Raw genomic sequence first — 19,573 nt, forward strand, 5'->3', positions numbered from 1 at the left:
TCTATACCTGTTTCTTAATGTTGCGAAAGGTAAGGTTGATTCTAGCGGCAGTAATTTTTTTTGATTTACTTATCGAGTGATCCCAAAAGTGTTGAGTTTCATTTTCCATCAAGAGTAGGCTTCCATGGGGAAGTTGAATCTTAAGTTTGCAGTCCTTATTTTTCTTATGTCGCAATTGAAAATCACGTTCCGCGCCGAAACTAATCGAGGCAATCGTTGGATTTTCTCCGAGTTCTTTTTCGTCATCCGAATGCCAGCCCATACTATCTTGGCCGTCTCGATAAAAGTTAGCCAAGACGCAGTTGAACGCATGATTCGTTAGTTTCTCGATGTCTTTTTTTATTTCAAGCAGTAGCGGGTTCCAGGGGCGCGGAATTTGGGTCACACCAGAGTACTTATATTGACAGTGGTTATCGCCATACCAAGCAGTCAATCTTGGTTGAAATACTTTTTTTCCAAATATGATGATTTCTTCGTGCTTCCACTGAAGTTCTTGCTGAAGGGAACGGAAGTAATTGTCGGCCAGATTAGTTTCAAAGAAATGGGGCCATAAAATGACTTTTCCGTCACAGGGGAGTATATTTTTCATTGCTTTAACAATGCCAGATCAACAAGTCCTGGGCAATAAGGACCCTCTAACAAGAATTAAGAGTATTTGGCTATCTGGATTCTCAAAAAACTTCCATTTACCGTCACGACAACTTCAAATTTTTGACCCAAACTGCTATCGAGGGTATAGAGGCGTTATGGTAGCGATCACTTTGAATAAACAGTCTTTCTGGGCCTCAAGAAAAGATTGGGGTACTTATGCCCTTTCTTTGTGTTTTCACATGGTTTTGCTAATTGGGTTCGCTCAGCTTCAGTCCCTGGAATCGGCTCCTTTAACTGCTTCTGAAGAGTTTCAACTGGTGGACATCGAAGGGCATCGCCTTGGTGATGGCTTAGCAGCTAAAGCACAAGCAGTGCCGGTTCCTCTAACTTCCGCTTCAAGCCAAGATGCTATTGGTTCAGAACAAAGTGCTCCGGTAGCGCAGGCAGTTTCTTCTGGCGGCACCCAAAGTATCCAGTCTGGAACAGGGCAATTCGGAGTTGAAAATGGGCGTAAGGCGGATTTAGAAGAGCGTTATGCTATCGAGCTTCGACAGCTAATCGAAAAAAATAAAACCTATCCTTTGATTGCCAAAAAATTGGGTCACCAAGGCCGAGTACTGGTTCGTTTTGTATTGAATGCAAGTGGCGAGGTTCAAAAGTCTGAGATTATCAGTGGTGCCTCATCAGAAGTCTTGAACAAAGCGGCCTTGGATTTGATTGTCAAAATTAGCGGTTTGAAACCTTTTCCGGAAGAACTTTCTAAGTCGACATGGGAATTTGAAATTCCCATCGAATACAAAATGTAGGAGATCCTATGAATCGTCAGGTGGTTGCATTTGTCGTAACGGCAAGTTTTTTATTAGCCTCGTGCTCTGATTTTCTAAATAAAAAAAATGGTGTAGAAAATACGACTCCTGTGTCAAATCCCTCTAAGCCTGGTTCGGCATTGCCTCCTGATTTGCAAAAGCCAAATGAAGGTGCTTTTACAGAGGCAAAGATGTTGGTCAATGTTGGCTTGAATGTTCAGTTTCCTGCAGTTCAACAGCTCAATGCCAATGCGCGTTTGATGGGAACTAAGATTCGTCGCTATTGTGAAGCATTGAAAATTAATAGCAATGTTGATGCCGTTGCAGGTGCAGCCAAAGATCAATTTAAAGAGACCATGCTGGCCTTCCACTTTGTGGACGCGGCTAACTCAGGCCCGCTATCGGACCGAGGACGTTGGATTGTTGATAATATTTATTCTTGGCCCTATGTAGACTACTGTGGAGTCGATCGCTCGGTGGTTGCGTTGGCTAATACAGGTCGTGCGGATACCAGAGTCATTCATACAAGTAAGGGCTTGGCAGCGATAGAGTACTTGCTATTTGAGACGACATTGAAGTCTCGATGCAATCTTAGAGCCTATCCTGAAGTTAAAGATTGGAATCTAAAATCAGCAGAGCAAAAGCAAATTGATCGTTGTGAGGAGGCCGCAGTGTTGGCAGCAGACCTAACAAAAATGACGACTCAGCTTGAAAGCGATTGGGATCCCAAGAATGGAAATTATGTAAGTAAGTTGGTCGATGGCTCTGTTTATTCGTCGATCAAAGAATCAACAAATGCATTGATGGACTCGATGTTCATAGGTATCGAAAAAGTAAAAGACACTCGATTGGGTAAGCCATTAGGACGTCATAAAGAATGCTTAAATGATTCAAAGAAATGCCCTGAGTTGGTTGAACACGCTTTCTCGGGGCTAAGTTTGGATGCCGTTGAAGCTCAACTTAAGGGATTCGAGGCAGTGTGGAGTGGCGATTTTGATTCAGTGAGTGGTTTTGGCTTCGATGAGTTCGTTCGCGAGCAGGGCCACGCAGGTGTCGCTGAGCAAATGCGAAGTCATATTCAAGATTCATTGCGTTCAGTGCGAACCTTGAAGGGATCTTCAAGCCTTGCTCAGCAAATTAATGAAATGGATGCTGCTGCATGTTCGGCGACAACTAAAACTGCTCGCCAGGTGGAAGTTTGTGCTCTTCATGCAGACGTTCGGGAAATTGCGAATTTAGTAAAAATCGAAATCTTCAGTATTTTATCGTTAAGAGCCCCTTCGTTTGGTCAGGGTGACAACGATTAGTTTGGTTGAATATGAAAAATAGTTTTAATTTTCAAAAATGTTTGGTTGCGACATCGGTAATGACCTTTGTCGCAATTTCTGCTTTTGGCGAAGAAGATGTTACTTACTTAAATGAAATCAGGGTCATCGGAGGGCAAGAGGATGTAGCTAGTCCTTTAGCGCCGAACCGTATCACTAAAGAAAAGATTGAAAAGAATCAATTCACTGATGTTACCCGTGCCCTAAAACAAACAAGTGGAGTCTATGTCAGGGAAGAAGAAGGACAAGGACTACGACCCAATATTGGTCTTCGTGGTACTAATCCGGACCGTTCGAAAAAAGTAGTACTGATGGAGGACGGTGTTCTTATTGGGCCAGCTCCATACTCGGCCCCCGCGGCATACTATACTCCTTCGATGAATCATGTTGAAGGATTAGAAGTGTACAAAGGATTTCAATCGGTTCCCTTTGGGCCTAATTCTATTGGCGGCGCTGTTAATTATCTTAGTAAGTCCATCCAAGATAAAAAAGTAGATCTGACAGGTACCTTCGGAAGTTTTGGTCTTCTAAATTTAAAGGGGCAACTTTCGGCTGAAGATATTTCTTTGGGTTTGAGTCGCTGGCAATCGAATGGATTTAAGAAGATAGACGGTGGCGGAAACTCTGGTTTTAAGAAAAATGATGTGCATATTGTCGCATTAAAACCTCTTGGAAACTCAGAAAAAGTAAATCAACTAAAGGTTCGATTAGGATACTCGGATGAAGATTCAAATGAAACTTATTTGGGTTTAACAAAAAGTGATTTCGAAGATTCTCCATTTCGCAGATATAAGTCATCGGCCTTGGATAATATGAAGTGGAAGCATTATAAGGTTCAACTCGAGCATCAGTTGCAGTTGAACAATCAGTCAGTTCTTAAAACATCAATATACCGACACGATTTTAGTAGGATCTGGTACAGGATCGATCGTTTTCAAGATAATACAAAGAAAATTGGAGACATTTTAAAAGACCCTACTGGAGCTAACGCCAACTTCTACGATATTCTCCGGGGCCAACAAGATTCTTCTGTCGTAGGTGCAGGAAATGGTAATTTGGTTCAAGCGCGAAATGATAGAAAGTACTACTCTCAGGGTATTCAGACAAATTATTCAAGCTATCTTGATGCCTCTGGAGTTACCCACGAACTCGAAATGAGTTTTCGATTACACCAGGATCAAATCACCAGAGATCATACCTATGACACTTGGGCGATGAGTGTAGCGGATGGCTTGACCTTACAGACCGCGAACAATGTCGATTTAAGAAATTCAGATTTTGCTAATGCAAAGACGATCGGAATTCAAGATACGGTTCGTTTGGGGGCGTGGTCGGCAATTTTTGCGGCTCGCGGCGAAGTGGTGGACTTCAAAAATACGAACCGACTTACAGGGGAATCCAAAAGTCGAAATGATAGCGTGCTCGTGCCGGGAATAGGTCTTCAGTATCAGTTTAACGACGGTCTTACTTCGCGGGTAAGTGTTAATAAGGCCGTAACTGTCGCAGGATTGGATTCTACAGGCAAAGAGAAGCGTGAAGAGGCGACCAATTACGAGTTGGGAGCAAGGTTCTATTCAGCGGATATGCAAGTGAATGGAGACATTACCTTCTTTTTTAATGACTACCAGAATTTAACGGGTACTTGCACCGCTTCTAATGGATGTGCATCAAACCAATTAGATCAGCAAATTAATGGTGGGAAGGCCGAAATTAAAGGCTTAGAGGTTTCGGTTGCAAAGGGGTTTCAATATGAAAAATATTGGCTGCCTGTTTTTTTGAATGTAACACTGATTGAAGCAGAATTTAAAAATGCTTTTAGTTCGTCAAGTGGCGAGTGGGGTAACGGAAGTGTGGTCAGTGGTGATCCTCTACCCTATGTTCCCGAAGTTCAATATACAATGGGTTTTGGCCTTCATAAGGGATCTTTCGAGCAAGAGTTAACGGTCATTTACCAGGGCGCTATGTATGATCAAAGCGTTCAGTCTGGTCGGCAAAAGACAGAGGCCTATGGCATCTTCGACTGGTCCGGTAAGTACAAACAAAGTAAAGATCTGTATTATTTTGCTAAGTTAGAAAATATTCTGGATAGAAAATATGCGACCTCTATTAAGCCGTTTGGGTATCGACCGGGCAAGCCGCAGAGTCTTTCTATAGGCATGAATTGGACTTATTAGTGATTGAGCTTAAGAAGTCTTTAGATATATTGTGGGATCGTTTTCTGGTTCCGGTGGATGACCCTGGATCTCGGCTTTTCTATCTAAATATTTTGATGACTTTATTTTTGATGATTGGTTTTTACTATCTACGAGGGGCGCGTAGTCTATATCAAATTTGCACCTGTATTAAGAGAGATGTTCTAAATAAGAAGTACTGGTGGAATCGTTCTACCAAACAAGATTATAAAATCTATTTTTTGAATTCGATTCTTAAGGTTCTAGTATTTATTCCTTTTCTTGATATCAGTTATAAGATTGCGACGGGGCTGGCCAGACATTTGGTCGAACTCAATGGGGGCGAATTTCTAGCTCTTCCGTCCAGTTTTTATTCTTTAGGTTTGTTCACGGTTTTTGCTTTTGTATTTGATGATTTCGCTAGGTTCTTTGTACATTGGGTTTCGCATAGGTTTGAATTCCTTTGGCGATTACACTCGGTACACCATTCGGCTAAAGTATTAACCCCTATTACCCTGTTTAGATCCCATCCTGTGGAGTCGGCATTTAGTACTTTAAGAAATGCTTTTACCATGGGTGTAAGTACGGGATTATTTATCTTTATATTTCAAAGCCCCATGTCGGTTTTCACTCTGCTAGGTATAAATATTTTTGGATTTGTCTTTAATCTTTTGGGAAGTAACTTACGGCATTCTCAGATTCCGTTGGAATTTGGAGTGCTCGAGAAAGTTTTTATCAGTCCAAGGATGCACCAGATACATCATTCCGTTCGACGTGAACATTGGGATAAAAATTTGGGCGTCTCGCTTTCGATTTGGGACCAGTTGTTTGGAACGGTGATTTATTCAAAAGATATTCAAGGTATAAAGTTAAGATTTGGGATTAAATAAAAAAGAAGGTCGGTGATTGCCGACCTTCTTTATTTTAACTATAGGTATCCAACTTCTTTAAACAGCTGGCGGGCTGCAGGGACTTGTTCGCCAATTTCACTCCAGTTATTCGGAGAGATGGTGAATTTTCCCCAGTCTTTAATCATTGTTGCAGGGATTAGATATTTGATAGCCGAGAATTCAAAATGACCTGTTGTAATGTCCAAGTTGATTTGGTCATCTAACACTGTTTCCATGAATCGTGTCGCTAAAGCTTGATTATTCGAAGTTTTAACAAGACCGATTCCAGTACCATTTGTGTGGACTCCGCCATTTTGTTGATCAGCAAAGAAGATCTTCACTGGAAGATTTGGATTCTTTTCCAATAGCTGCGCCAAGTAGTAGTGGTTAGAAATACCAACATCACAGATGCCGCTAGCAATTTGTTCTAGAAGAGCCGTATCACCTTTGATTGGGTCTACAGCTAGGTTCTGAACCCATCCATCCACGATCGTTTTTGTTTTTTCATAGCCGTTACGAACGATCAAATCTGCAACTAGGGCTTCGTTGTATCCATGGTTAGAAGTACGAAGGCAAAGACGTCCCGCCCACTTAGCGTCCGCTAGATTTTCATAGGTAGAAAGCTCTGCCGGATTTACTGTATTCGGATTGTAAACAATTGTACGAGTGCGGAAAGAAGTCGGTGCCCATAGATTCGACGGATGTCTCATTGTTGGGATGACTTTGTTATCAATATAGTCCGAAGAATAAGGTTGCAACCAGCCTTGTTGCGCAAGTTCAGAAAGGTAGACAAGATCCTTTGTCATAACTAGATCTGCAGGGGTTGTTGCGCCTTCAGAGTTTAGTTGGGCTAGAATTTGCGAATAAGGTTTTTCGATGATCTCGACAAGAACGCCAGTCTCTTTGAAGAACTTATCTGCAGCCGGTTGTAGGCGTGCCGTCGGGCGGTCTGTGTAAAGAACGATTTTTTCTGCGGCATTTGCAGAAGTTAAAAATGCTGAAGTCACTAAAGCAAGGCCAAGGGCCTTTTTAAATAGTTGCATGGGGTATCCTCCATTTGTTTATTCCTGGCGAGATATACCCGAGGCCTATCGGATTTGTAAAAAACTGCCTCTTTTAATGGCTCAATTGAAAAGGAGTTGGCGGCTACTTGAAACCTAGATGACAATTGGCGGGGAGGGGGCTCATTTTTCTATCTTTAAAAGCTATATTGTGCAGATAGCAGGCCCTGGTCATTGGCTTTTGAAGACACAGCTATGGCTCGCCTTACTCCAATTGAAAGATCAAAATTCTTGATCAACTGAAGTGCCCAGATATTGCCTTGAAGGTAAACGGAATCCTTGAATTCTGATTGAATCTGATTTGATGTATTGAAGGCTTCTAATACAAAGAGCCATTTTCTATCAGAGAGGTATGAAGCAATTATCCGGCCTTGTATTCTAGATCCCTCGAAGGACCTACGAGTTGATCCGTGAGTTAATAGGCCCCCCAAGAGACAGGTAGAGCTTTTTAATAAAACCATGCAAAGCAATTTGCCTTTATTGATGGAAACGAAACCTGGTGCATACAATTCAGCAATTGATAAAGTTGTTTCAAGCAATCCAGTTTTAAAGAAGGCTTGTTTTAACGGGACGATTTAGTTTGCAGTCAATGCTGAAAAAGCCTACTTTTGCCAGTATTCTTTCATCAGTTCTGTCATCCATTCAGGTTGTTTAACTTGACCGCGAGGACCAAACTCTTTGACCCATGGCTTGATGTCGATGACGGGAGTTTGGTCGATGGCATCTAAGCCACGTAAATAAATTTTTAGACCTTCAATCTTAATGATTTCACAAATGGTAGTTCCGATTTGATTCGGTCGATTTTTTCCTCTTTGTGCGAAAATTCCAATTTTTGGCCAATCCGTATTATTGCGAGGATGCCTAGACGTGGTTTCAATATTTTCAGGAAGTACCTGATTCATATAAAATAAGATCTCTACGTGAGAGAATGTTTCAAGGCCCGCTAAGGACTCGCTTGAGTACTGATTCTTGTCGAGCTCAATATAAGAAATCTCTGAATCCCAATTATCATCAATGGGTTTTTTTCGTGACGAACTGATTGTGCCGATTGAGTTAATGTTTATGCTATACATATTTATTTTATATACGAAAAAATCAGATTAGGAAATGGCGGAGAGGGTGGGATTCGAACCCACGTTAGGCTTTTGACCTAAACACGCTTTCCAAGCGTGCGCCTTCAGCCACTCGGCCACCTCTCCCTTGGATTCACTATTTGAGCAGAATTTTTTAGCATAAGCCATGGGCAAAGGTCTAGAAGTCTATGTGGAGGCGATGCGAAATTGGTCGGTCCTTAATGGCAAATGCTAATATTTAAGCAGACGAGGTGGGGATTGAGACCTTTATTTGCTAAGTTGGCAGCATGTGCTGGCATTATTTTATTGAGTGGCTGTACTTCTTTTTTCAATAAACGAGATATTGCTAGTCAAGAATCAGATTCGAACTATCGATCTTTGAAAATGCTAGCAAGTTCCGGAATCGCACTTTCCACTTCAATAAGTATTTTTTCTGAAACTCAAATAAAAGAAGTAGGAGATTGTCGTCGAGTCGAGCCAATCGATTGGGATTTTCAGGTTCAAAGAATTGCACGGATTCTTGAGCAGAATCCACAATTAGCTTCGAAGTTTCATTTTTTAAGAATTGAGCGCGGCGGACTAGAGCCTTCAGTTTCTGTTGTAGGACCGGCAGACTCTCGGGTGCTTCTACTGAAGTATTCCAAGCGTAGGTCCATCAGGGTTATCGATATTGGCGATGAGGTCCCTTGTCCTGATCAGCTCAGTCAATTGATTGGTCAGAACCTGGTGTCAGTTCAGTTTGATTGGCCAACGGATAATAAAATATTTGAAGTTTTAAATTCAGCAATGGCTCGCTCGGAAGTCGATTCGCACGGACAGGATTCCCTGCTGTGGTTGGCCGAACGTGGTTATGTTGTAAATTTATTGGGCCCACAGGGGGAAGCGTTGGATAAGGCTCCCGAAAGTCGTTGGGCAGAAATTTTCCCAGCAACTGTAAAATCTTTATCAAGTCTAGAGGGCGTGCTTGCTCGGATTAAACAGCATTCAGAGCAATCTAAAAACGTGGGGGTCTTTGTTGTGAAGGCTCTAAGTCAAGATAAGGCGGGCATCGAAGTGACTGCCACCTCTGAGTATAGCGCAGATATTAATCAAAAGTTTGAACTAACGGCTCCTTTTATCGCTTCGGGCTTTGGGGGGTTGAGCGAGCTTGAGCAGTGCTTGCAGAAAAAACAAAAAGAGAATCCTATGTGGCGAGGATTCTCGGTGAAAAGAAACAGCTATTTGTATCCCGGCCTACGCTGTCAGTAGTGGACTTAGTTGCAGACAAGTGAGGTCATTGAAATCAAGTTATTCATGTCGAGTGATTGATTCGTATTTGCGACAACGAATTTTCCTGATCCTAAATTGGCGAACTCTGCTAGGTATTTTGTAAAATCTCCGGCATTACTTCCAACAATGTTCGAGTCATAATAGAAAACGCTATTTAGCACGATGTGGTCTGCGCTTATTGCCAAAATAGCTTTAGCGTCGGCAGTCAGTTCGGATACGCGACTATAATCAGAGGGCTGGCCATCTGAAATTAAGACGACCGAATACTTAAAAGCGTCCCCGTTGTTTGCTGTCTTATCATAGCTGATCATTTGCTTAGACAAACTTAATGCGCTTTTATAGGGAGTGCCTCCTTCATCTGTTGAGTCTAAGAATTGACCCAAGGCATCTTCGATGTCCTGGCTTGATTTCGTAAAGGCTGGTCGATCATTGTGATAAACTAAAGAGCGAGCTGATTCTACCGAGAACGTAATAAATCCAAATGCAAATTTGCTATTGTATTTGTACTTATTGAGAATCGAACGCAAAGCTTGTTCGCGCCACTTTTTTGTTGGATCTGTATTCTTATTCGAGCCTGACTGATCAATTACAAATAGAATTCGCATCTCTTCAGCTGCTGATTGAGTTGTGACATTTGTGCAAGATTTCGAAGCCGCCGTCGTTTCTTGCTCTGCGACTGCGTAGGCGTATTTATTAGGTGCACAGTTTTGAAAACCGATCAATAGAGTAGAAACCGCTAGAATTGTCGCAATTTGAGAAAGTTTAAGTTTCATTCCCTGTCCCCCATCGCAAAGTCAGAATTGCGACCTTGCGTGATAGTAGTTAAAGCAAGGCGCATGCTAGGACAGAGATGAATATTTTCGATTTGGGCTGTGTATGGCCGCATAGGAAACAGTCAATTTCAAATCTGGAAACACCTAAATGATTGATCTTATAGTCGGAATTCTTTTAAGTGTCTAAGATATGAATGGAGTTAGAAAGCTAACTCCATGTTCCTGAAAATATCTTGAGCAAATAGAACAGTATTTAGTCGTCTGCAAGACCGGGGTTTTGCACTTCTAGCTCGTTCAGTGTCGATTTTAAAGAATATAAAATCATCAATCCTGGAGCTGCCGCTACAATCGAAAAGATGAAAAAGCTTGGCCAGCCAATAGACAATATTAAAACTCCCGAAAGAGGGCCCACCCAGACTCTACCAATAGAAGCGAAGGCTGAAAGAAGCGCGTATTGAGTCGCCGTAAATTTTTGATTGCATAGGGCCATTAGAAAAGCCACAAAGGCCGCGGTTCCCATTCCGCCAGTTATGTTTTCGGCGGCGATAACCCCCAACAGAGAAAGATCAATTTGTGTGGCCTCTTTTAGCGAGATGAAAAACCAATCAAAGGCAGGAAGGTCGATGTGACCTAATGTACCTTTACCCGCAATCGCGAGCCAAAAGAATCCCAAGTTAGAAGCCAGTTGAAGTAGTCCAAAAATGAATAGCGATCGGAAGAGCCCAATGCGTACCATGATCGCGCCGCCCAAAAGAGTCCCTCCGATGGTCAACCAGATTCCAATGACTTTATTGACGACTCCCACTTCGGCCTGAGTGTACTCCATCGCTTTTATTAAAAACGGAGTGGTCAATGAGCCGGCAAATGCGTCTCCAAGTTTGTAAAGAATAATGAAAAGTAGAAACATAACGGCCCCTTTTTGGGAAAAGTAGCTTCCCAAAGAGGCATTGAAGGTTTCGTATTTAGATTTTTTGGCAATCCAATAAGCAAAAGGAATGGTAATACACAATCCGTACATTAACGAAATCATGTCAGCCCATTTAGAAAAGAGTTCGTGCTCTTTATTCAAAAATAACGACATGATGCTTTCAGAGACAAAGGGGCCCGTGTGTTTGGTAACCTGATATCCTAATATGACCGAGGCGACGATGGCGATAAAACCCAAGACATCTTTTTTTGCATCTGTTTTTGGGGCTTCGGTTTTAAGTTTTGGCAGGATTAACAAAGATAGGAATGCGGCCGCACCCATAATCATTGCCATCACTGAATAAGTTTTGGGCCATCCCCAGTTAAACCCATTGGGATCTGCCCAAATAAGTGCAACCCCGCCCGAGACAATCATTGCGAGTCGATAGCCAAGCACCGATAGCGAAGCTCCTAGTCCACGCTCTTCGCTAGTTAACAAGTCCGTGCGATACGCATCAATGGCGATATCCTGAGTGGCAGACATGAATGCGACAAATACTGCCAATAACGAGAAATATTCGGTGGCCTGAGCTGGAGAGGCTTTAGATAAAAGAAATAAAAGTAGGCCCAACAGTAATTGGGTGGTGAAGATCCAACCGCGACGACGCCCCAAAAATGGCAACTCAAATCTATCTACTAAAGGAGCCCAGACAAATTTAAAGGTATAAGGAAGGCCCACTAGTGATAAAAAGCCGATTGTAGCAATATCGACACCTTCAACCGTGAGCCAGGCCTGCATAGCTTGCCCAGTAAGAGCCAGAGGAAGCCCTGAAGCAAAACCCAAGAATAGAATTCCTAAAAGGCGAAGCGAGTGAACATGTGATTTTGCCAAGATGGCCTCCGATAACAGGCACTTAAGGTGCGTTCATTTTCTTTCTCATTTGCCATAACAAATGACTGATGAAGGGGCGTCGAGTCTCTCCGGTCGCAACCATCAACAGCTTTGTTATTTTAAGGTCATCGGCGTCAGTGTAAAGAAGAATTAAAAGCTCGTTGATAAAATTTGTATTCAAAGTCACGTAGTTATCGGTTCCAACGCCCAGTTGCACATTCTTTTTTTCCCACCAGCTAAAAGGATGGTCTTTATAATCTTCAAATTTTCCTGTCAGTTTATTATTCGATGAAGGAAGGGAAACCAGTGTGACACCTTTTTGAATCATGCGGTTGAGCACGTCGTGTTGGTAGTGCTCTACTTCACGAGCAGTGTGGAATTTGGCCTTGATGAATAAGGTTTCCTCGGCTGCAGATAGCGGTGTTCCCGATAAAATCTTTTCCAAAATGTGTTTGTTGCGTCCCCAATCCAGCTCTGAGGTTTCGCGAAATAAGGGATCTTTGGCGGTAATAGGCTGGCCTGCCCGATTTTTTGTGATCACTTCTTGGTAAAGGCGATGAAAGTATTTGTTGGGATTAATGCCCAAAGATATTCCATGTTCAAGGGTGTCGATATGCCAGATATTCATAGCATTATCAACCGCTTGAATTCCCTTCTTTAAGGTGTACCAGGTCTCACCATGGTGCGAGCGAATTTTGAAGCCGCGATATTGCAATTTTCGAAAGCCTTCTTGCATTTCGTTAAAGTGCTCTTTTCGATAAAGCTCGCGCTCGTCTCCGACGGTGTCGACGTCGGTCATGTGTGGAATAAGTTGTGGATATTTATCTAGCATCTGAACCAATTCGTTAACCTGATCCATAAAATGCTCTTTGCGAGTTTTAAATTTTTCAGAATCAAAATGGTTGGCCTCCTTTCGAAAAGAAGGCGAGAGGACAAAATTAAACTCTGGATGTTCTTTTTGAAAAAGTTTAAACCCTTCGAATAGGCCCATTACGACATCTTCTGGGGTTACGTCTTCAACTCCTGGAATTTGCTCGGAAGCACTAGAGGTGGATCTACTTAGGGAAAATTTTAGACGGATAAAGCCCACGTTGTATTTTTCATATTGCTCTTTGGCCATATTATAGGCGGCATCAATGTGGGCCTGCTTCGATATAAATATCAGCTTAGGGAGGTACAAGATTTTTAAATAAGTCATAAAGCCTTCCCCTTCGTGAAGGCGAATGAGCTTGTTGACGTCTTCGATAGAATTAATGGGAAGGGCATCCTGACCATATACTTCGATGATCTTTTGTTCATAAATACTTTTATCAGGTCCCTCTAAAAGTTTTTTTAAACGAGGATAAATGAACTCGGCAGTGATGGCTCCGGTCAGGTGAATATGTTCTTCCCGATACTTTACGGGGAAGCTTTTAAAAAATTGAAACAGACAATCTGTGATTGGGTGGTGTAAAAGTGTCTGTATTTTGATCTTATTAGTTAGGAATTGATCTAACAAGTAGCGGAACTCCACTACCAGTTTGTGAGCCTCGGGATCTTTATCGTGCAAGTCAGAGCTTAGTAGCAAGTCCAAAGAGTCTACCAGGGAAATGCCGTTTGTTTCGCTGATGATATTTGTAAATGCTCGGACTAAATTTTTTTGGGTACTCATGGTGTGAAGTCTCCGCGCTAAGATTGAATCTAGATATGAATATACATGACTTTGTGTGGTCCGATATCTTTGATATCAAAAACTGGGCCCCAGAACTGGAAACCTAATTTTTCATAGAAGCCGAAAGCTTTTTCCCGGGCATTACACCAAACGAAATTACACTGTTCCAGATCTTTTAGGGTCCTTAAAGATTGACGTAAAAGAGTGCCGCCGCAACCGGTTCCTTGGGTTTCAGGCAGGGTTGCCATTCCGCGAAGTCGGTAAGGCCGATTTGCCTGGGGGCTGATGGTGTGACCTTCGGGAATAAAAGTGGCGACCGAAACTAGACGTCCATCGATAAAAGCTCCGAAGTGATAAGTCGCCGTATCTTCATCGCCAGGGTTGACGCATTCGTGTTTTTGCAAAAATGGTTTCAGAACTTTTTGTCGAAGCTCTAATGTTTCTATTGCGGTGATTTTTTTGACTTCAATTTTATTTTGCTTGCTACTCATCCGGTAAACCTGAGGTATTGTCCCCATGCTAGAGGCATTTCCTCAGTGTTAAAGCTAAACTCGCTTTTTGGCAACCAGGTAGGAGAAATCGGCTCTTTCAATAACGGCATATTTGCTGTTTGTGGAGTGCGATTTGCTTTTCTTTGGTTGCAAGGTCGGCAAGCGGATACAACGTTGGTCCAAGATTTTTTGCCGTTTAAAGAAGCGGGAATAACATGATCTAAGGTGAGTTGATTAGAGCTAAATTTGTCCCCGCAGTATTGGCAGGTGTAGTTGTCGCGAATATAGATATTCTCGCGACAGAATCGTATGGGTCCGTGAAGTCGAGGTCTCACGTACCGCCTAAGCCGAAGAACGCTGGGAAGTTGAAAACTACTCCGAACGCTTCTTGCAAAAGTCGAATGATATTCTAAAATATCGACTTTGCCTTGGAAGAACAACACGATAGCCCTCTGCCAACTGATGATGCGGACTGGCTCGTAACCCGCATTCAGGAGCAGGGATCTGACTGACGAGGTAACCGACATACAAGACCCTCCCTAAGGTGCCTCCTATTGAGATTATACGATTTGCGTAAAATTGCGGCAAGGGGTCGAATTAAAAAATGAGACATTATTTCAAGTTTATGCTAACAACTGGACCTAAAGGAATCTATAGGGACCTAAGGAGGCTCCATTATGAAACGTGTATTTGCTTTTAATTATGTATTAACTGGACCAGATGGAGCTGTAATAGATAAATCTGAAAATGGTCAGCCCTTAGCTTTTTTAGAAGGTGTAGGACATATTCTTCCTAAACTTGAAGAGCAGATTCTGGATATGAAAGAAGGCGATAAAAAGACCGTGAAGTTATCAGCGGCGGACGCTTACGGATTGCCGGAAGCAAAAATGATGATGGATGTGCCTCGCGAAGAATTGACTCACTTGGAAGGTCTTCAAGTTGGAAGTTATTTGCAATTGCAACTTCAGCACGATGTAAAAGTAGTTCGCGTAGCTAAGATGACGGACTCTCATGTGACTTTGGATGGAAATCATCCTTTGGCTGGACAAGATTTAGTTTTCGATATCGAGCTTGCGCTAGTGCGTGAAGCAACGGCAGACGAAATGGCTCATGGGCATGCTCATGGCTTGCACGGACACGCTCACCACTAGTTAGGTTATTTGGTAAGGAGTCGACATGCCATCATTTGATGTTGTTTCAGAGATCAATCTTCAAGAAGTTGACAATGCTGTGAACCAGGCGAAGAAAGAAGTTGAAGGACGTTATGATTTCAAGGGAAGTCAGAGCGAAATTCAGTGGGACAAAAAAGAAATGACGGTTTTGGGTGAAGATGATTACAAGATGGATACAATGATCAGCATCTTGCAAACAAAACTTCATCGCCGAGGAATTGATATTAAGTGTCTGGACCTAGGTAAGCGCGAACCTGCGGGTGGGCGCTTGCTGCGGCAGAAAATTACATTGAAGCAAGGCATCGATAAGGACCTTTCAAAAGAAATCATTAAGACTATTAAGGAAACGAAACTAAAGGTCCAGCCCAGTGTGGTAGATGACAAAGTTCGCGTAACCTCTAAGAGTATTGATGAGTTACAAGAGACAATGGCTTTGTTGCGAGGCACGACCTTCGCTTTGCCGCTGCAGTTCAATAATATGCGCAGCTAAAATTCGCTTGCACCGGCTTTTGCCTGTGCTAGCCTAAATCAAGAATTTAGTTCCCGGGATACGCGTGTTCGAGTTTTTTTGTTCGATGGCTACCACGGGTCTTTAAGCCCACATAGGAGGACATTGTGGCAAAAAAACTTTACGTAGGGAATCTTCCTTACTCAGTAGACGATGAGGCATTACAATCAACATTTTCATCAATCGGCGAAGTGCTTTCTGCACGCGTTGTGATGGATCGTGAAAGCGGTCGCTCTAAAGGTTTCGGTTTCGTTGAAATGAACGACGCTGATGCTGATATGGCAATCGAAAAATTGAACGGTTCAGACCTAAATGGTCGTGCGATGAACGTATCTGAGGCGCGTCCTCAGGCTCCTCGTGAAGGTGGCGGCGGTTTCCGCGGTCCACGTCGCGAAGGTGGTGGTTTCGGTGGTGGCGGTCGCGGTCCACGTCGTGAAGGCGGTGGCGGTGGCGGTTTTAATCGCGGTCCACGTAACTAAAAAAATGGGAGCTTCGGCTCCCTTTTTTTTTGCTTTTTTTAGTGTCACAACGGCGCTTTTTTATTGGCGCGGTAATTGCTTTTCCTTTGAAGGTTGGACTTTTTAAGGGGGAAGTAATGAACAAGTATATTTTTGGAGCCATCGTGACACTTATGATGTCGTGTATGGCCTATGGTGATCCAGCAGAAAGAATATCTGCAACGATTCAACGCAACGATCAAAGTGGACAATCTTTACGACTGCAGTTGAGCAAGAACATCGAACGTGTCGAGGCTTATGACGCTGAATACACGGTCCAAGTTCCGTATGAAACGACCGAGACGTATTACGTCGATGTTCCTTATCAGACGACAGAGTCATATGTCGAAAATGTGCCTTATGAGGTGACAGTTCCATATCAAGATTATGAAGAATACTGGGACCAAGAGTACCGCTGTAAAGATGTGACTCGATACCGAGAGGAATGTCGAAGCGAAAATCTTTGCGAGCCCGTCCCGGGAGCTTGTCGTGAAGTCACAGAGTGCGGAACAAATGCTCATGGGCAACCTATTTGCAAAACAAGAAAAGTCTGTGATCGAGAAGAGCGCCGCTGTCGTGATGTTCGTCAGTGTCGTCAAGTGCCTTATTCCGATCGAGAGTGTGGTTTCGAGCAAGTTCGAAAAACAAGAACTGTGACTCGTTATCGTACGGAAACTCGCTACCGTCAGGAAACACGCACACGCACTGTCACTCGTTATCGTCAAGAGCAGCGAACTCGAACGGTGACAAAGTATCGCTCTGAAAACAGATGCTGTGTAACTAAGTATAGAAACGTCTTCGATCATCAGTGGGTTCAGAATATTGTTTTGGTATACCCTGCAATGGCTCAGTTAATGGATAATGAAATGGAGACCGTTGGTCTTACCTTGACCGGTGATGAGTCATCGCCTGATGTGCAAGTGACATTTAAAAATTCAGTTTTCAATTATTCTGTCGTAAAAAAATCGATTCAGGGCAATGAGCTTGTAGTAGAAATTGAAGCCAAAGAGCCACTAAGTGCAGCTCAAGTTGGTGAGAACTCGGTGCAAAGTCTAAAAATGAAGTTCTCGGGATCGACTGCTTTTATTAGTTTTACTGATGAAGTCGTTCATTCACGCATTCAAACAGAGTATTCGTTGTTGGTTGCTAAGGATGGAGTTCCAGTTTTCGAAAAGCAGTTTGTGAAGACAAATAATTTGATCGAATTAAATGTGGGCATATTAGATCGACTTGCAAAGTACGACATCACCTTGGCGGTCCACCGAACAGGAGAAGTGATCGTGGAAAAAGTTGTGGATTTCGTTAAAAGCACTAAATATGAAAAAATCGAGCTGACTCAGGCCGATATACAATTGCTGAAAGATAAATCTATGGTCGGTCTTTTAGATTTGAATGGTTTTGGTTCCGAGGCAATTTTGAGTTTTGAGGATAAGACTTTGGATGTTGATGAAGTTCAGACGATATACAAAGCAGTTATCTGGAGAAAGTCTAATGGAAATATCGAGTGGCTTGGCGAAAGAAATATCGAACGCAGGATGATTCCAGGTGATAAGATCAAGCAGCTCTCACTCAGGGACGCGGGCCTTTCCGAAAAAACTTTAAAAGAAGTCGTGCGTCCGGGCACTTCGATTTACGTGGATTTAGTGGTTAAAAGACAGAGCGCAAAGTATCTGGGTGCCGAAAAGGTGCAGTTGATAGTGAGTCGAACTTTTGTAAGATAAGCTGAAACTAAATAAGGAAATAAAAAAGCCCCAATTTAAATTGGGGCTTTTTTGTTAGTCTCTAAAATCCGAGATACCGTAGACTGTACCGTTAAAGAAAACGTAACCATCAGGTCTTTTTTCACGCTTATCTTCGTGAAGCCAGTGCATAACTCCCATACGTTGACGGCCCCAAACGAATTGTCCACCGACGCCGAACTTGTCTCCGATCTTAACGGGTACGCGGTCTCCCATATCGGAATTGTAAACAACTTGAATAACTTCACCATTAGAAAGCCGAGCTTCCCATTTTTGGTGCTTCAATCCATTTCGATCGTCCGGAAGAAGTTTAGTTACAACTAAGTTGCCAGCCTCAATGTAAAATTGAGCTTTTTGAGAGCGAACCGCGCGCACAAGGTCTGAATCATCAGTAATTTGTCCTGGGCGAGGTTGTTGTTGTTGATAAGAGAACGCGAATTGAGCAGAGAATACAAACGAGAACGCAAGAACGGTTCTTAAAAATTTATGCATCTTTCCCCCCGGTTTGGTGCATATGTGTTAGTAGTCCACCATGCCGGGGGAAATAGCCAGAACTATTTTAAATCTTTTCACAATTCTGACGTTTTTTCAGATTGTGACTGTTTTTTCCGGAGGTAATTTTCCATCAGGTGTTCCAACGACCAATCTTTTAATTGGTGCATGATGGGTAAAAGACTGCGGCCCACGTCGGTCAAATGATACTCCACCCGAGGAGGCACTTCGGGATATTGATGTCGAATAACCACGCCATCCTCTGCCAGTTGTTTTAGTTGTTGAATTAGGATCTTTTCGCTAATTCCTGGGAGTTGTCGCTTCAACTCGCCGAAACGAAGGTTCTGTTCGTTTAAAATCCAAATAATTTGAAGCTTCCATTTGCCTCCGAATACATCCAGGGCTACCGAGACCGGACAGCTTTCGATATGGCAGGGCTTAGAATCTGACATGGGAGTGTCTCCTTTTGAGATCGTTCTTCAAAACTTACTATCAGGTAAGTACATACATAATAGTCGGTACTTATATTTTAGCATGTTATGTGCGATAAAGATAGTGCTTTAACGAGTTCAAAGAATAAAAGGAGATAAAATGAACCCAAATGAAATTAAATCAGCTTTAGAGTGGAGATATGCAACGAAGAAGATGGATCCGACCAAGAAGATTAGCGCGGCAGACTGGCAGCTGTTAAAAGATGCTTTGCGACTGGCGCTCTCATCGTATGGTCTGCAGCCTTGGAAGTTTATTGTCGTACAAAATCCCGAACTTCGAAAAAAACTTAGAGAAGTAAGCTGGGGTCAGTCTCAAATAGAAGATGCGTCTCATTTGGTAGTTTTTACGACGAAAAAAGTCATGGATGCTAAACACATTAAAGCCCATATCGACCAAACGGCGCAGGCGCGAGGTTTATCTCCAGAAGCGCTTGAGGGCTATCATCAATTTATGCTTCAAAAAATCACTCAAGAGAAGCCTCAAGAGACTCACTTAGGTTGGAATCAGCGTCAGGCTTATATTGCAATGGGATTTTTATTGCAGACGGCAGCATTATTAAAGATTGATGCCGTGCCGATGGAAGGACTTGATCCAGAAAAGTATGATGAAATTTTAGGCCTAAAAGGAACGGATTATACCACTGTTGCCGCCGTTCCATTGGGATATCGTCACGCAGAGGATTCGTATCAACAAATGGCAAAGGCGCGCTTTGACGAAAAAAATATTTTTGATATTCGAGACTAATTGATTGGCCTTCCTTCGGGGGGCCAGTTA

The 19,573-nt window shown here is 42.8% G+C and carries 21 protein-coding genes and 1 tRNA gene; 10 read left to right on the forward strand and 12 right to left on the reverse strand.

Features of this window, described 5'->3' with window-relative positions; translation table 11 throughout:
- Position 1 precedes the first annotated feature (1 nt).
- Positions 2 to 589, reverse strand: a complete 588-nt coding sequence (locus AC04MN_RS06535) for an alpha-ketoglutarate-dependent dioxygenase AlkB family protein (protein WP_475382382.1) — start codon at positions 587 to 589, stop codon at positions 2 to 4.
- Positions 590 to 746: 157 nt separating this feature from the next.
- Here AC04MN_RS06535 and AC04MN_RS06540 point away from each other — a divergent pair, with 157 nt between their 5' ends.
- The 4 genes from AC04MN_RS06540 to AC04MN_RS06555 are packed head-to-tail and all read left to right on the forward strand — an operon-like array spanning position 747 to position 5,783.
- Positions 747 to 1,397 (forward strand): energy transducer TonB, encoded by a 651-nt coding sequence (locus AC04MN_RS06540; protein WP_475382383.1) that lies wholly within the window; start codon positions 747 to 749, stop codon positions 1,395 to 1,397.
- Positions 1,398 to 1,405: 8 nt separating this feature from the next.
- Positions 1,406 to 2,704 (forward strand): imelysin family protein, encoded by a 1,299-nt coding sequence (locus AC04MN_RS06545; RefSeq protein ID WP_475382384.1) that lies wholly within the window; start codon positions 1,406 to 1,408, stop codon positions 2,702 to 2,704.
- 11 nt (positions 2,705 to 2,715) lie between these two features.
- The gene (locus AC04MN_RS06550; protein ID WP_475382385.1) at positions 2,716 to 4,896 is read left to right on the forward strand and encodes a TonB-dependent receptor family protein; all 2,181 of its coding nucleotides are present in this window, start codon (positions 2,716 to 2,718) and stop codon (positions 4,894 to 4,896) included.
- Positions 4,884 to 5,783, forward strand: a complete 900-nt coding sequence (locus AC04MN_RS06555) for a sterol desaturase family protein (protein WP_475382386.1) — start codon at positions 4,884 to 4,886, stop codon at positions 5,781 to 5,783. The genes AC04MN_RS06550 and AC04MN_RS06555 overlap by 13 nt, the downstream gene beginning before the upstream one ends.
- Before the next feature lie 38 nt (positions 5,784 to 5,821).
- On the opposite strand, the gene AC04MN_RS06560 is transcribed toward AC04MN_RS06555, so the two are convergent.
- The 4 genes from AC04MN_RS06560 to AC04MN_RS06575 form a co-directional block, all read right to left on the reverse strand.
- A complete protein-coding gene (locus tag AC04MN_RS06560) occupies positions 5,822 to 6,826 on the reverse strand; it encodes an extracellular solute-binding protein (RefSeq protein WP_475382387.1) in 1,005 nt (334 codons plus the stop codon).
- 155 nt (positions 6,827 to 6,981) lie between these two features.
- A complete protein-coding gene (locus AC04MN_RS06565; RefSeq protein ID WP_475382388.1) occupies positions 6,982 to 7,305 on the reverse strand; it encodes a hypothetical protein in 324 nt (107 codons plus the stop codon).
- A gap of 141 nt (positions 7,306 to 7,446) precedes the next feature.
- Entirely contained in the window at positions 7,447 to 7,917 is a 471-nt protein-coding gene (locus AC04MN_RS06570) for an SAM-dependent methyltransferase (protein ID WP_475382389.1), read from the reverse strand.
- 35 nt (positions 7,918 to 7,952) lie between these two features.
- A tRNA-Ser gene (locus tag AC04MN_RS06575) sits at positions 7,953 to 8,043 on the reverse strand.
- A 132-nt stretch (positions 8,044 to 8,175) separates the two neighbouring features.
- On the opposite strand from AC04MN_RS06575, the gene AC04MN_RS06580 reads away from it, so the two are divergent.
- A complete protein-coding gene (locus tag AC04MN_RS06580) occupies positions 8,176 to 9,165 on the forward strand; it encodes a hypothetical protein (protein WP_475382390.1) in 990 nt (329 codons plus the stop codon).
- Positions 9,166 to 9,170: 5 nt separating this feature from the next.
- Here the strand turns inward: AC04MN_RS06580 and AC04MN_RS06585 are convergent, their stop codons facing one another.
- The 5 genes from AC04MN_RS06585 to AC04MN_RS06605 all read right to left on the reverse strand — a co-directional run bounded on the left by AC04MN_RS06585 (position 9,171) and on the right by AC04MN_RS06605 (position 14,426).
- A complete protein-coding gene (locus AC04MN_RS06585; RefSeq protein WP_475382391.1) occupies positions 9,171 to 9,959 on the reverse strand; it encodes a VWA domain-containing protein in 789 nt (262 codons plus the stop codon).
- 253 nt (positions 9,960 to 10,212) lie between these two features.
- Positions 10,213 to 11,757: an AmpG family muropeptide MFS transporter gene (locus AC04MN_RS06590; RefSeq protein WP_475382392.1), complete on the reverse strand. Its 1,545-nt coding sequence runs from the start codon at positions 11,755 to 11,757 to the stop codon at positions 10,213 to 10,215.
- 22 nt (positions 11,758 to 11,779) lie between these two features.
- Positions 11,780 to 13,408, reverse strand: a complete 1,629-nt coding sequence (locus AC04MN_RS06595; RefSeq protein WP_475382393.1) for an amidohydrolase family protein — start codon at positions 13,406 to 13,408, stop codon at positions 11,780 to 11,782.
- Positions 13,409 to 13,437: 29 nt separating this feature from the next.
- Positions 13,438 to 13,899 (reverse strand): GNAT family N-acetyltransferase, encoded by a 462-nt coding sequence (locus AC04MN_RS06600; RefSeq protein WP_475382394.1) that lies wholly within the window; start codon positions 13,897 to 13,899, stop codon positions 13,438 to 13,440.
- Positions 13,896 to 14,426, reverse strand: a complete 531-nt coding sequence (locus tag AC04MN_RS06605) for an HNH endonuclease (RefSeq protein ID WP_475382395.1) — start codon at positions 14,424 to 14,426, stop codon at positions 13,896 to 13,898. The genes AC04MN_RS06600 and AC04MN_RS06605 overlap by 4 nt, the downstream gene beginning before the upstream one ends.
- Positions 14,427 to 14,576: 150 nt before the next feature.
- On the opposite strand from AC04MN_RS06605, the gene AC04MN_RS06610 reads away from it, so the two are divergent.
- The 4 genes from AC04MN_RS06610 to AC04MN_RS06625 all read left to right on the forward strand — a co-directional run bounded on the left by AC04MN_RS06610 (position 14,577) and on the right by AC04MN_RS06625 (position 17,797).
- Positions 14,577 to 15,050 carry an FKBP-type peptidyl-prolyl cis-trans isomerase gene (locus AC04MN_RS06610; RefSeq protein ID WP_475382396.1) on the forward strand — a complete coding sequence of 158 codons (474 nt, stop codon included), beginning with the start codon at positions 14,577 to 14,579 and terminating at the stop codon, positions 15,048 to 15,050.
- A 25-nt stretch (positions 15,051 to 15,075) separates the two neighbouring features.
- Positions 15,076 to 15,561 carry a YajQ family cyclic di-GMP-binding protein gene (locus AC04MN_RS06615; RefSeq protein ID WP_475382397.1) on the forward strand — a complete coding sequence of 162 codons (486 nt, stop codon included), beginning with the start codon at positions 15,076 to 15,078 and terminating at the stop codon, positions 15,559 to 15,561.
- Between the two features lie 125 nt (positions 15,562 to 15,686).
- Positions 15,687 to 16,058: an RNA recognition motif domain-containing protein gene (locus AC04MN_RS06620; protein WP_475382398.1), complete on the forward strand. Its 372-nt coding sequence runs from the start codon at positions 15,687 to 15,689 to the stop codon at positions 16,056 to 16,058.
- 116 nt (positions 16,059 to 16,174) lie between these two features.
- A complete protein-coding gene (locus AC04MN_RS06625) occupies positions 16,175 to 17,797 on the forward strand; it encodes a hypothetical protein (RefSeq protein WP_475382399.1) in 1,623 nt (540 codons plus the stop codon).
- 54 nt (positions 17,798 to 17,851) lie between these two features.
- On the opposite strand, the gene AC04MN_RS06630 is transcribed toward AC04MN_RS06625, so the two are convergent.
- Positions 17,852 to 18,307, reverse strand: coding sequence for a DUF3465 domain-containing protein (locus tag AC04MN_RS06630; RefSeq protein WP_475382400.1), 456 nt, complete (start codon positions 18,305 to 18,307; stop codon positions 17,852 to 17,854).
- Between the two features lie 77 nt (positions 18,308 to 18,384).
- A complete protein-coding gene (locus AC04MN_RS06635) occupies positions 18,385 to 18,759 on the reverse strand; it encodes a winged helix-turn-helix transcriptional regulator (RefSeq protein ID WP_475382401.1) in 375 nt (124 codons plus the stop codon).
- A 139-nt stretch (positions 18,760 to 18,898) separates the two neighbouring features.
- Between AC04MN_RS06635 and AC04MN_RS06640 the strand changes: the two genes are divergently transcribed.
- Positions 18,899 to 19,543: an NAD(P)H-dependent oxidoreductase gene (locus tag AC04MN_RS06640; RefSeq protein WP_475382402.1), complete on the forward strand. Its 645-nt coding sequence runs from the start codon at positions 18,899 to 18,901 to the stop codon at positions 19,541 to 19,543.
- Positions 19,544 to 19,573 lie beyond the last annotated feature (30 nt).

This window comes from Bdellovibrio sp. ZFWA1, assembly GCF_056175665.1.